This window comes from Agriterribacter sp. (genome assembly GCF_035445465.1).
Lineage (GTDB): Bacteria > Bacteroidota > Bacteroidia > Chitinophagales > Chitinophagaceae > Agriterribacter.
The window spans coordinates 58,007-71,660 of sequence record NZ_DAOMQT010000025.1; the positions used below are offsets into that span (position 1 = coordinate 58,007).

Genomic DNA, 13,654 nt, shown 5'->3' on the forward strand with positions numbered 1-13,654 from the left:
AAGGTAAAATTTTTTTATGCAAAAACAAAATCAAAATTTCAAAAACATCACTCAGTTATAACCGCTACATTTGCCCTTTAAATATTTATAATGAGCTACGAATTAACCGGCAAATTAATTGCCAAATCAGATACGGTACAGCGTACCGCAACATTTAAAACCCGTGAATTTGTAATTGAAAAAACGGAAGATATTGGAGGAAGGATGATTACCAATTACGCCAAATTCCAATGTGTGCAGGATAAAACCAGTATGCCCGACCGCTTTAGTATTGGAGAAACAGTAAAAGTACATTTCAACATAAAAGGCAGTAAATGGGAAAAGAACGGGCAGGTGAATTATATAACTAATCTTGATGCATGGCGAATGGAAACGATTAGCCTGCAACAGGAGGAGCCGGTTACCACTGCAAATGATTATAGCGTGAGCGAAGTTCCGTCTTCCGCTCCGGGAGATGATTTACCTTTTTAAAACAACTGCCTGCAAAACAAGCTGAGTTTTAGGATAACCACCTGACCTCTTATCTATGCAAAAAAATATTGTGCTTCGTTTGCTTCCTTCGCAGGCAGCCACAGCATCGTTAATTAGCGAACATATCGCTGCCGCTGAAGGTGTTACACCTTCAGCAGTTTCGGGGTTTCATATACTCAAAAGGTCTGTTGATGCCAGGGGCAGGCAGGCATGGATAATGCTTACTGTTAACGCGTTCATTAATGAGCCTTTTCAGCAAAGACCAGTTCCTGTCTTTCATTTTAAAAGCGTGGAACACGCTCAAAAAAAAGTAATTATTATTGGCGCCGGACCGGCCGGGTTATTTGCTGCTTTGCAACTGATAGAAAAAGGCATACGACCCATTATACTGGAAAGAGGAAAAGACGTAAGGGCAAGAAGAAGAGACCTTGCGGTACTGAATAAGGAAGGCGTCATAAACCCGGAAAGCAACTATTGCTTCGGTGAAGGCGGGGCGGGCACTTACAGCGATGGTAAGCTCTATACCCGCAGCAATAAGCGTGGTAATATCAGCAGGATACTTAGCCTGTTCGTTCATTTTGGCGCCGAAGAAAATATTTTGTATGATGCACACCCGCATATCGGCACCAATAAGCTCCCGCATATTATTGCCGCCATGCGCCATACCATCCGGGATTGCGGCGGTATATTTTTATTTGAAAAAAAAGTAACGGACTTTATTATTGACCGCAATATTCTGAAAGCCGTAAAAACGGCCGATGAAAATGTATTTAAAGCAGATGCGTTTATATTAGCCACGGGACACTCGGCGAGAGATATTTACCGTTTACTGGATCAAAAAAAAATAAGTATTGAGCTAAAACCTTTCGCGTTAGGTATACGCATCGAGCATCCGCAGCAACTCATTGACCAAATTCAGTATCATTCCTTTCCCGGTACGGCATCCGGGCATTCATCATCCGTTAACCTGCCACCCGCCTCGTACAGCTTAGTAACACAAGCCAACCAGCGTGGTGTGTTTTCATTTTGCATGTGCCCGGGGGGTATTATTGCTCCCGCAGCTACAGGTGCGGGTGAGCTAGTAGTAAACGGATGGAGCCCCTCTAAACGAAATAACCCTTATGCCAACAGCGGCATTGTGGTTACCGTGGAAGAAAAGGACGTGCAGGCTTTTAGAAACCATGGCGCGCTGGCCGCAATGTATTTCCAGGAAAGCATAGAAAGAAAGGCTTACAATGCGGGGGGCGGAAAATTTGCAGCGCCTGCACAGCGCATGGTTGATTTTGCTGAAAATAATGCTTCTTCAACCCTTCCCCGCTGTTCTTACTTACCGGGTGTAACAGCCACTTCGCTGGAAGCTGTTTTTCCCTCATTTATTTATCGCACCCTGCAGGAAGGGCTGATAGCCTTTGGTAAAAAAATGAAAGGCTATTACAGCAATGAAGCCATTGTTGTGGCAACGGAAAGCCGTACTTCATCGCCGGTTCGTATACCACGGGATAAGGTAAGCCTCCATCACCCGCAAATACATAATCTGTACCCCTGCGCCGAAGGAGCCGGCTTTGCCGGGGGAATAGTAAGCGCGGCAATGGATGGCGAAAAAATAGCAGACATTATATCGGAAAAGTGGAAAATGTGAAACGGGTTACAAAACTTTTAAAATCTTTATGCCTTTGTTGCCATCTTATAAATTTCTTTTCATACCTCTGTAATAAAATTTAACCGGGCGCAACTAATACTCGATATGCAGCACATTTTAGAAGTTCACCAGCTCAGAAAATATTTTGCTACGCAAAAAGCGGTAGATGATGTTAGCTTTACGATTGAACAGGGCGCTATTTTTGGTATGCTGGGTCCTAATGGCGCAGGCAAAACCACCTTACTCCGGATGATCACCGGCATATTTTTTCCCGATAGCGGCTCCATCACTTTTGAAGGAAAAAAATTTGATCCCATCAATGATATCGTGCGAATAGGCTATATGCCCGAAGAAAGAGGACTGTATAAAAAAATGAAGATCGGCGAACAGGCTTTATACCTTGCCCGGCTGAAAGGATTAAGCAAAGCGGAAGCCATGGAAAAAATAAAATTCTGGTTTCAGCGCCTGGAAATGGAAAGCTGGTGGAACAAAAAGGTGCAAGACCTCAGCAAGGGCATGAGCCAGAAATTACAGTTTGTTACCACCGTACTCCATGAACCGAAGCTTATTATTTTAGATGAACCCTTCAGCGGACTTGACCCGGTGAATGCCAATTTAATAAAAGACGAAATATTCAGGCTGGCAAAAAACGGCAGCACCATTATTTTCAGCACCCACCGCATGGAACAGGTAGAAGAGATCTGCGACCATATTATTCTTATTAACAAGGGAAATAAAATATTAGACGGTTCCGTAAAAAATGTGAAGCAGGAGTTTAAAGAAAATATTTTCCGGGTTGGTTTTGAAAAAAAACCGGATAGCATAACCGGTAATAGCATTTTTGAAGTAACCGGTGAAAAAGGCGAGGCATTGATACTGAAGATCCATGAAGGATATAAGCCACATGATGTATTACAACATTTACTGGCCCGGCATCACGAGATCATATCCTTTAACGAGATCCTCCCGTCTTTAAATGATATTTTTATAAAGCTGGTTGAAGGTACTCCGCTGGCACGGGAATTTCAACCTGTTAACACTTCCGTATAAAAATGAATTGCTACAGACATAATATTACAATCCGGTAAAGCATATGAATAAGATCCGCCTGATAATAGAAAGAGAATACATGACCAGGGTGAAAAGAAAATCCTTTTTACTCACTACCCTTCTTGTGCCTTTGGTAATTGTGGCCTTTTACGCCATTATTATAGCTGTTTCCATTAGCGGTGAAAGCAATACACAAAGAGTAGCCATTCTTGATGAAGCGAACCTGTTTAACGGTAAAATAGAGGCAGGAAAAAACGACAAGTCAACTTATACCTTTATTCATAATGAAACAGAACAATCTTTTAAACCGAGATACAAAAACGAGGGCTACAGCCTTTTTTTATATATACCCGAATTTAATAAAAGCGATCTTCCGCATATAAAGCTGCACAGCCAGGCAGCCGTAAACCTGTTTGTAAAATCGGCACTGGAAAAAAAGGTCAATGGAGCGGTTGAAAAAAAACGGTTGATCGCTGCAAATATTGACCCGGAAATATATAAAAACATTAAAGCCGATATTGAAATTGAAAATGCTATAGACTCCGGCAAAGGTGAAAAGAAAAGTATTGCCGGCGTTGCGTACGCCGTTTCGTTTATTGCCGGTATTCTTATCTACATGATTTTACTGATATATGGCACGATGGTGATGCGTGGCGTTATGGAAGAAAAGACCAACCGTATTGCCGAAGTAATTGTAAGCTCTGCCAAACCCTTCCAGCTCATGCTTGGAAAAATAATTGGTATTGGCGCCGTTGGCTTAACGCAGTTTGCTATATGGATCGTGGTCATGGGCTTACTTCAGCTTATCATTCCTTTGCTTTTCCCTGATGTATTCAATCAACTATCCGATCCTGCAGTAGCCGGCGCCGCAGCCCAGCGTGTAAATTCAGGGAAAGTGGCTGAGATCATCGAAAGTATAAGATCACTTCCTATAGCACTGATCCTTTTTTCTTTTATATTTTATTTCCTGGGAGGCTATTTACTATATGCTGCCCTGTTTGCCGCTATAGGCAGCGTAGTGAGTGAAGACCAGCAGGAAGCCCAGCAGTTGGTCTTTCCCGTTATGATGCCGCTTATCCTGGGTTTTGTTATCATGACCAAAGCCATCAATGACCCCGACAGTGGCATAGCGGTATTTGGCAGCCTGTTTCCGCTTACCTCCCCTATTGTAATGATGGGCAGGGTTACTTATGGCGTTCCCTGGTGGCAGTTAGGACTTTCAATGCTTTTATTGGTATTAACATTTTTGTTTTTTACCTGGGTTACCGCAAAAATTTACCGGACAGGTATTTTGCTCTATGGCAAAAAAGTTACCTGGAGGGAGATGTGGAGATGGCTGGTGCGGAAAGGGTAGAAAGAAGATCAGATTTGAGATTCAGTAACTTTAAAACTCAAAACCACAAACTATAAACTTGCCATATATTACTTTCATGCAACGAACCTGTCTTTCTCTTGTATGCCTGCTGTTGTGCCTTATAACAACAGCCCAGTTTACAGTTAGTGATAATAAACGCTTTCTGTTGCGCAATAATGCTCCCTTTTTTTATTTGGGTGATACCGGGTGGGAACTGTTTCACCGCTTAAACCGCGAACAGGCAGATTATTATTTAAAACGCAGATCAGAGCAGGGCTTCACTGTTGTTCAGGCAGTAGTGCTGGCTGAATTTGACGGGTTGCACACCCCTAACGCTTACGGAGACCTGCCGTTGGAGAACGATGATCCTGCCAAACCCAACGAGGCATACTTTCGTCATGTGGATTATATTATAGACAAGGCAAATGAGTATAATATAGTGATCGGTTTGCTGCCCACCTGGGGCGATAAAGTATTTAAAAGCACATGGGGAAAAGGCCCTGAAATATTTACTACGGAAAATGCGAGGCAATACGGCCAATGGCTGGCCAAAAGGTATAGAAACAAATCCAATATTATATGGATCACCGGAGGCGACCGTAACCCGAGTAATGCAAATGATGTAGCGATATGGAACAGCATGGCCGAAGGGATAACAGCAGGTTACGGAACCGGCACAAAGCCACTTATTACTTTTCATCCCCAGCCTAACCAGTATGGAAGCGCGGAGTGGTTTATGAAAGAAGACTGGTTGTCGTTTAACATGTTCCAGAATGGTCATTGCCGTAATGCGCCTGTATACGATAAAATTCAGGCGGTATATAATATGACGCCTGTAAAACCGGTAATGGATGGAGAACCATTATATGAAGACCACCCTGTTTGCTTTAATGCAAAAGAGCTGGGAACAAGCAACGCATATGATGTGAGATTGTATGCATACTTAGATGTGTTTGCGGGCGCATTTGGACATACCTATGGCTGCCATGATATCTGGCAATTTTATTCGCCTTACCGTGAAGCCGTAAACGGACCGCACATATACTGGCAGGAGGCCCTGGAACTGCCCGGCGCTCTGCAAATGCAGCATCTGAAAAAGCTAATGCTTTCCCGGCCGTTTTTAGAGCGGGTACCCGACCAGTCGCTTATTGCTGAAGATCATTACGGGCCTGCTGAACGCATACAGGCTACAAGAGGAAAAGACTATGCGTTCATTTATACGGCAGCAGGAAAGCCGTTTACCGTTAATGGAGGAAAAATATCGGGCAGCAGGTTAAAAGCCAACTGGTACAATCCCCGGAACGGAGCAACTATTTCCACCGCTGAAACTATAAATAAAGGGAAGCTGCACTTCACGCCGCCCACTTCGGGTTACGGGCAGGATTGGGTATTAATATTAGATGATGCGACCAAACAATACAAACTTCCATAATAATGTACCGGCCGGCAAAAAGGCTATACCATAAAAATTGCCACTAACAACAAAAGCATATGCCTGTGTTAGTGGCAATAGTAGCATCAATAAGTAACGAATTCAATATTTCAATGCGGCTGGTTTACTTAATAACACCGCATCCTATTCTCGTGCCTGCATTACCCGATGGCTGAGAAGTATAATCGTCAACACCACCGTGCACAATCAGCGCCTTATCCAAAATATTTTTTTCGGCGCTACCGCCTAATGTCCATAAATCCGTTTCTAATGTGAGGGTACCTTTTCCCTGCACGTCTAATTGCACATTTCCTATATCGCCCGAATGAAAGCTGGCGCTTCCCCATTTCCCATGTTGCTGGTTAGTAGGGTTCCAGTGCCCGTGCGACATGTTTCCATTATCGCCGCAATCGCCATGCTCATGAAGATGAACAGCTACACTTTTACCTGCCTTAGCCGGAATGGTTATCTCCAGTTCTAATTTCACTTTACCATTATCAACAGCGTCAAATTTGGCTGTACCGGATACCGCCGTGTCGGCATAGGTACCTGCCAGCACCGCTTCGGCATGGCTTACTAAAGGAACAGGGGCGGTATCATCCATAGCATGGGTGTGGTCGCCGGCAACCTGGGCGCTATCTGCAGTTGATTCGTTGCTGGTTGGACTGTTACAGGAAAAAACGAGGGCGAGCGCCGGAACAAGAGTCAACATATACATCGGCCTCCGGTTAATAAAGCGAAAATTCATAGCAATATATTTTTTAAGTTTTAAAAACATAAATGCAAAGCTACAAAAACCTTACCCTCTTATTTCCATTGTCAGGTTTTGTTTTAAAAAGTACCCGGCTGCTATACCCGATGAAGGTATTGGGGAAAATTATCGTCATTCCGGGGAAACAGGAAAAGCCTGGCACGGGGTATTGCTGATCAGGGTCCCCACTCCTGCTGGCATATATGCTGAAGTACAGATCGTTACAGAGACCATATTTTCCCGCAGCGATAGCGGTGGTGCAGCGGCCGCGGAGATATATTTGCGATCATTTTCTTTTTTCGCAGGTGGGTGGTGACACCCACCTGTAGAACCCGCTACCGGTCGGTGTCTCACCGACCGGAAAGTTGTACATGGAGCGAAAAATTGAAATACGCCCAATATTATATACAATTTATTCCGGATGTATTATTTTTACGTCCTGTTGGGTCCACCCTTATCTGCTACCTCACTTCAATTTTTTCATTCAACTTGCAACTTTATACATCATGAAAAAGGTTTTTCTGGTCATTTTACTTATTATAGTTGTTGCCATTGGCGGCATTGCAGGGTATTTAAAATTTGCATTACCCGATGTGGCCGCGGCGCCGGACATCACGATAACGGTAACACCTGAACGCATTGCGCGGGGCGCGTACCTGGCAAATCATATAACTGTTTGCATGGACTGCCATTCCACCCGCGACTGGAGCCGTTTTACCGGGCCCCTTGCTCCCGAAACGCTGGGAAAAGGAGGCGAGTATTTTGGAAGGGAGATGGGTTTCCCGGGAAGTTTTTACTCCAAAAATATTACACCTCAAAACCTGGGATCCTGGACCGATGGCGAAATTTACAGAACCATTACCACAGGTGTAAATAAAAACGGGGAAGCATTATTTCCGGTAATGCCCTACCTGCATTATGGAAAAATGGATAAAGAAGATGTGTATGATATTATTGCCTACCTGCGGCAACTACCTGTTATTAACAGCACCATACCCGAACGCAGCATAGATTTTCCCTTGAATTTTATTCTCAACACCATTCCTGCCAATAACACTCCCTTAGAACGCCCTGCAAAAACAGACCTGGTAAACTATGGTCATTATATTGTTACTATCGCCGCCTGCATAGAATGCCACACCCAGGTTAAAAAAGGACAGATCATTCCTGAGCTGGCATACGCCGGGGGCAGGGAATTTCAAATGCCCAACGGCACCGTACGCTCGGCAAATATTACGCCCGATGCCGAAACAGGTTTGGGCAACTGGACAGAAGCTGCTTTTATAGCCCGGTTCAAAGCCTATACCGATACTGCGAGCATATTTAAAGTAACTGCCAGCCAGGTAAACACCATCATGCCCTGGGCTATGTATGCAGGCATGGATACTACCGACCTGAGAGCTGTTTACGCATACTTAAAAACGATCACCCCCATTAACAATAAGGTAGAACATTTTCAATTGCAGGCGAAATAATTGTAAGGCACAATAGTGCAGTTCCTTATTTTTGCGGTGCTATGGCGCTTTTTATCACCTCTTTAAATTCGGGCAGCAACGGCAACTGCTATTATATCGGAAACGAAAAGGAAGCCGTACTGATTGACGCGGGCATTTCCTGCAGGGAAACCGAAAAAAGAATGAAGCGCCTGGGATTGGATATGAGCCTGGTGAAAGCGATCTTTGTGTCGCATGAGCATTCAGATCATATTACCGGCATACCCGGCCTGTGTAAAAAATTCCAGCTTCCGGTTTATGTCACACCAGCTACCTTACAGGCTGCCGCTATCCCGGTTGAAAAACATCTTGTTCAGCACTTTTTACCACAACAGCCGGTAACTATAGGGGATTTAACCATTACGGGCTTTCCCAAATGCCATGATGCCTGCGATCCGCACAGTTTTGTAGTAACCAACAACAAGGTTAAAGTAGGCGTTTTTACCGATATCGGCAATTCATGCACCCATGTTATCCATCACTTCAGCCAGTGCCATTCCGTTTTTCTGGAAGCTAATTATTGCGGGGATATGCTTGCCAACGGCAGCTATCCTTATTATTTGAAAAAACGCATCAGTGGAGGCAACGGGCATTTGTCGAATATGCAGGCACTTGAATTATTTACACAGTACCGGGGAAACCATTTAACGCATTTAATATTATCGCATTTATCCAAAAACAATAATAGCCCGGAATTAGTTGCAGAGCTTTTTAATAAAGAAGCAAATGGCACCACCATTATTGTTGCTTCCCGCTACCACGAAACACCGGTTTATTGCATTGCGGATACCGTTGACCTGCCTGTTGCGGCTAAAACGAAGGCATCAGCCAAACACACCCAGCTTTCCTTATTTTAAGCTATTTACATCCTTTTTTCCTTATCTTATATCAATTAGAAAACATACCATACCAAAATAGAAATTTAGTTCCCTGATAAAGGATTCCTGCTATCAAACAAAGTATACGTATTTCTCCGTGTGGATGTAATGGAAATTCCTGCATAAGCACCATGGTAGTGAAGTTAATTTAACTTGTATCACACGGTGTTATATATGGCAAAACCCGGTTCCCGCAACGTGCTACGGGTAAATGCTTAGCAGCCTTTTATCGTAGATTTCCCGCATTGTAGTGAAACGATGACTAAACAATAATATGCCGACCTATTTTCCGGAATGGCTAAAGGATGTTTCTTTGTGTAACAAATCCAATAGATCCTTAACCTATCCAATTCCTAAACTAACCATCCAATATCCGAAAACCACCGATCCGATACTATGTAAAAAGCCAATGCTGCATTTGAGGAACACCAATCCGATCCGGTACCACCATGAAAACCGCAGTGCATTTTAACCGTCCGTTCAAATCATTGCAACTTTTACAGCAACAGGAAATATGACAAGTTCAGACTGATCCCCTTCACAACCTGAAAAAATTCATTTCCTGTTGCTTTTTTATCAATTTTTCTATTCCCCTATTCTGCGTTATTTTCGCTGAAATTTTTACACATGAATCTGCACGAATACCAGGCTAAAGAGCTGCTGAAAAAATTTAATGTTCCCGTTCAGGATGGCATACCCGTTGATACCGCCGAAAAAGCGGAAGAAGCATACAAACAACTGAAAGTGCATTATGGGAACAATTTTGCCGTAGTTAAAGCGCAGATCCACGCCGGAGGCCGCGGTAAAGGTAAGATACAGGGCTCTGAACAACGCGGTGTAGCTGTTGGTAAAAACGCGGAAGATATTAAAACCATTGCCGGGAATATTATAGGACGTACCCTGGTAACCATACAAACGGGGCCTGCGGGTAAATTAGTAAGCAAAGTATTAGTAGCCCAGGATGTGTACTACCCCGGCGCAAACCCTGTAAAGGAGTTTTATCTTTCTATACTGCTCGACCGCAGCAAAGGTCAAAACGTAATTATGTACAGCACCGAAGGAGGAATGGATATTGAACAGGTGGCACACGATACGCCCGATAAAATATTTAAAGAATGGGTTCATCCCGCCGGCGGATTGCTTCCTTTCCAGGCACGAAAAATTGCGTTTAACCTCGGTTTGAGCGGCGAAGCATTTAAGAATTGCGTACGATTCGTTACCAATTTATATAAGGCTTATGTAGAGCTCGATTGCAGTATGCTTGAAATTAATCCATTATTTAAAACCAGTGATGAAAAGATTATCGCGGTAGACTGCAAAATGAACCTGGATGATAACGCACTGATGCGTCATACCGACCTGGAGGCTTTACGTGATATCAGTGAGGAAGATGCTACGGAAGTGGAGGCGCACAAATACAATCTTAATTTTATTAAATTAGATGGCAATGTAGGCTGCATGGTTAATGGCGCAGGATTGGCCATGGCTACAATGGATATGATCAAACTCAGTGGTGGCGAACCCGCCAACTTCCTGGATGTGGGTGGCACGGCTAATGCGCAAACCGTGGAAGCAGGGTTCCGTATTATTTTAAAAGACCCCAAAGTAAAAGCGATCCTCATTAATATCTTTGGCGGTATTGTACGCTGCGATCGTGTTGCACAGGGCGTTATTGATGCTTACAATTCCATTGGCGATATTAAGGTGCCTATTATTGTGCGCCTGCAGGGAACCAACGCGGAGGAAGCAAAAAAATTAATTGAAGAGAGCGGACTGAAGGTACAATCTGCCATACTGCTGAGCGAAGCTGCCGGCCTGGTGAACAAGGCGGTGAGTGCTTAATGATTATTATACTATTTAAAAGAAAAAGGTGAAGAGCTAAAATGCTTTCACCTTTTTTATATACGCCGCCTCATCTCTTAAACGATCAGAAATGCATTCCCGTTTATTACATTATGCATACAGTGTATCCATGCTGGCACTTATACTTTGCTGTTTGCCGGCCTGTAAAAAGGGAGTAAAGCAGCAGGAAGATGAATTGTATTCCCGTCATCTCCAGCGTAAGGTTAAGCTAACGGTTATCAGTACACCTCAGCCAGATAACAACGCTGACATTAACCTGCTGGTTTGTAACGACGGGCAGTTGTTTGATGAACTGAACCTAAAGTTCATAACAGACAGCCTGTACAGAATGAAGCGCCTTTCTCCTTTGGTTATTGTAGGTGTTCATGCCGGCAACCGTTTGGAAGAATATGGTGTGGCGGAAAAATCGGGTAAAGCAGTTGCAGGCGGAAAAGCAGATCACTACGACAGTTTCTTCAATAATGAGCTGTATCCCTATGCAAAGAAAAGCGCGGGCGTAAGAAAATTTAGATCTGTGGCTATTGCCGGCTTCGGCGCCGGAGGATTATCAGCACTGGATATAGCATGGAACCACCCCGATAAGATCAGTAAGGCAGGTGCATTCTCAGGAGCCTTTTCAAGGAAAGAAAAAAACCTGTTTGATACTTCAGCAAGAGGGATGATGTTTGAAAAATTGAAAAGTTCCCGCAAACGCCCCCAGCTGCAATACTGGTTTTATGCAGGCGCCAGTGGCAATACTGGTATTGCAAAAGACGACGCGGAAGATATCGGCGATGCAACTGCTGCAGTTGCGGAACTGCTGAAAAGCAAAACTTTTACCACTGACGGAGATATTGTTTATCAAAGGGGAGCAACAAATGATAGCAAGGCCTGGAAGCAGGTATTTCCTGGTTTTTTAGAATGGGCGTTTGGAAAATAAGTAAAGGAGCGGATAGTTATTGCACTTCTCATGTACTGGTAAGGGAAATGTATTATTTCATTGCTGTTTTTACACTTACCAACCCTGAAAGTCTTTTCTTTTTTAAGATTAGTAATTTTATTTGGTTAAGATTGTACTGATAAAGGATTTGATGTAAGTCCGGGGGATTTATTTTCTCCGGGCTTTTTTTCATTAAAGATTACAACGCCATCAAATTCCGTAATAAAAGATGCCGCAGATGCACAGATAAAATCTGCGCATCTGCGGCAAAAAAACTAAACGCGTCATTTAAAAATTAATTTCAGACCGCTTCTCACAAACTCAGGCTCCAGCCATCGCGGTATTGGCGCTTAACGAACTGATTGGCTGGTTCAAAGTTGGTGATCTTCATGTTCTTGGCATCCCACAACAGTTTTTTGCGGCCTGTAAAGCTATTTTTACCCCACCCACTTACGCTTGGATCCTGGTATAGCGCACTGCGGATAGCCAGGTTACCCATGAGGATACTTTCTGTAAAAGGTCCTGCATATTCAAAATTAGAACTGGTTTCGCCTTTACCATAACCCAGCATACATGCGTTTACCCATTGCAGATAATGATTTTCATCTGGCACACGTTTGATGGTTTCTTTTACAGCTTTGGCACTATCATTTTTAGAAAGCGGTAGCAGCCTGGGTTTTGCTCCATAGCAATCGGCAAGTAATTTACCTTTTGTTCCTATGAACAATACGCCACCATCCCAGTTTCCAAATTCTTCCTCAGGCAATAATTCATCCGGTCTTTTAGGCAGCAATCCACCATCGTACCAGGAAACTTTCAATGTACCTTTTTTATCTTTCCGGGGATATTCGAGATGGATAATAGATGCAACAGGACAACTGTCAATATAATTAGCCGGTTGATTCATACCAGCAGCATATTGGTTGGCTATGCTACATTCAGCAGATGACGGATAATCTATTGGTAGTATACGGTAGATAGGATCCATGATATGACAGGCCATATCACCTAATGCACCGGTACCATAATTCCACCAGCCTCTCCAGTTAAATGGCAAATACGCCGGATTGAAATTTTCCTGAGGAGCGGTACCCAGCCATAAATTCCAATCCAGTTCGGCGGGTATGGGGAAATTGCCGGTGGGTTTGGCAATTCCCTGCGGCCATATCGGGCGGTTAGTCCATGCCTGGGCTTCTACAATATCTCCTATTAACCCGGCATCATATATTTCTTTCATTCTTCTTACCCCGTCTCCTGAGCCACCCTGGTTACCCATTTGCGTAACCACTTTATATTTTTTGGCAGCCTGTGCAAGGATACGGGCTTCATAAATATCATGTGTCAGGGGTTTCTGCGTATATACGTGCTTACCCAGCTGCATGGCAGCCAATGTGGCAACTGCATGGGTGTGGTCTGGCGTTGAAATAGAACAGGCATCAATATTGTTCTTTTCCTTAGCGAGCATTTCCCTGAAGTCTTTATAATATTTGGCTTTGGGAAAATTTTGCTTTGATTTTACAGCCTGACGGTCATCTACGTCAACTAATGCAACAATATTAACATTAGGGCTTTTGGCGAAAGAAGTCAGATCGCTTTCTCCTTTGCCTCCTGCGCCAATGCCTGCAATATTTAATTTGTCGCTTGGGGCTACAAATCCTTTACCCAGCACATGACGGGGTACAATAAAATAGCCGGCGGCAGCAAGAGAAGCATTGCGCAGGAATTTCCTGCGGGAACCTTTAGACTTTGATTTTAATTTTTGGCTCATCGTTTATGAAATTTTGCATTAAGGTAAGAACATCTG

Annotated in this window: 11 protein-coding genes; 9 read left to right on the plus strand and 2 right to left on the minus strand. The window is 43.6% G+C overall.

Translation table 11 applies throughout. The features are described 5' to 3' along the window. Positions 1 to 90 precede the first annotated feature (90 nt). The 5 genes from PLE34_RS13245 (at position 91) to PLE34_RS13265 (ending at position 5,946) form a co-directional block, all read left to right on the plus strand. Positions 91 to 471: a DUF3127 domain-containing protein gene (locus PLE34_RS13245; RefSeq protein ID WP_324557721.1), complete on the plus strand. Its 381-nt coding sequence runs from the start codon at positions 91 to 93 to the stop codon at positions 469 to 471. A 55-nt stretch (positions 472 to 526) separates the two neighbouring features. Beyond that, positions 527 to 2,110 (plus strand): NAD(P)/FAD-dependent oxidoreductase, encoded by a 1,584-nt coding sequence (locus PLE34_RS13250; protein ID WP_324557723.1) that lies wholly within the window; start codon positions 527 to 529, stop codon positions 2,108 to 2,110. Positions 2,111 to 2,215: 105 nt separating this feature from the next. Continuing rightward, positions 2,216 to 3,160, plus strand: a complete 945-nt coding sequence (locus tag PLE34_RS13255) for an ABC transporter ATP-binding protein (RefSeq protein ID WP_324557724.1) — start codon at positions 2,216 to 2,218, stop codon at positions 3,158 to 3,160. A 43-nt stretch (positions 3,161 to 3,203) separates the two neighbouring features. Further along, positions 3,204 to 4,514: an ABC transporter permease gene (locus PLE34_RS13260; protein WP_324557726.1), complete on the plus strand. Its 1,311-nt coding sequence runs from the start codon at positions 3,204 to 3,206 to the stop codon at positions 4,512 to 4,514. A 76-nt stretch (positions 4,515 to 4,590) separates the two neighbouring features. Then, complete coding sequence (locus PLE34_RS13265; protein WP_324557727.1) at positions 4,591 to 5,946, plus strand: glycoside hydrolase family 140 protein; 1,356 nt, start codon at positions 4,591 to 4,593, stop codon at positions 5,944 to 5,946. A gap of 124 nt (positions 5,947 to 6,070) precedes the next feature. Here the strand turns inward: PLE34_RS13265 and PLE34_RS13270 are convergent, their stop codons facing one another. Beyond that, positions 6,071 to 6,658: a superoxide dismutase family protein gene (locus PLE34_RS13270; RefSeq protein ID WP_324557729.1), complete on the minus strand. Its 588-nt coding sequence runs from the start codon at positions 6,656 to 6,658 to the stop codon at positions 6,071 to 6,073. Between the two features lie 545 nt (positions 6,659 to 7,203). On the opposite strand from PLE34_RS13270, the gene PLE34_RS13275 reads away from it, so the two are divergent. The 4 genes from PLE34_RS13275 to PLE34_RS13290 all read left to right on the plus strand — a co-directional run bounded on the left by PLE34_RS13275 (position 7,204) and on the right by PLE34_RS13290 (position 11,850). After that, positions 7,204 to 8,172 (plus strand): cytochrome c, encoded by a 969-nt coding sequence (locus tag PLE34_RS13275; RefSeq protein ID WP_324557731.1) that lies wholly within the window; start codon positions 7,204 to 7,206, stop codon positions 8,170 to 8,172. A gap of 41 nt (positions 8,173 to 8,213) precedes the next feature. After that, the gene (locus PLE34_RS13280) at positions 8,214 to 9,047 is read left to right on the plus strand and encodes an MBL fold metallo-hydrolase (RefSeq protein WP_324557732.1); all 834 of its coding nucleotides are present in this window, start codon (positions 8,214 to 8,216) and stop codon (positions 9,045 to 9,047) included. Between the two features lie 648 nt (positions 9,048 to 9,695). Continuing rightward, the gene (gene sucC / locus PLE34_RS13285; RefSeq protein ID WP_324557733.1) at positions 9,696 to 10,910 is read left to right on the plus strand and encodes an ADP-forming succinate--CoA ligase subunit beta; all 1,215 of its coding nucleotides are present in this window, start codon (positions 9,696 to 9,698) and stop codon (positions 10,908 to 10,910) included. 91 nt (positions 10,911 to 11,001) lie between these two features. Then, entirely contained in the window at positions 11,002 to 11,850 is an 849-nt protein-coding gene (locus PLE34_RS13290) for an alpha/beta hydrolase (protein WP_324557734.1), read from the plus strand. A gap of 313 nt (positions 11,851 to 12,163) precedes the next feature. Here PLE34_RS13290 and PLE34_RS13295 read toward each other — a convergent pair whose 3' ends face one another. Then, the gene (locus PLE34_RS13295) at positions 12,164 to 13,618 is read right to left on the minus strand and encodes a Gfo/Idh/MocA family protein (protein ID WP_324557736.1); all 1,455 of its coding nucleotides are present in this window, start codon (positions 13,616 to 13,618) and stop codon (positions 12,164 to 12,166) included. Between the last annotated feature and the right edge of the window lie 36 nt (positions 13,619 to 13,654).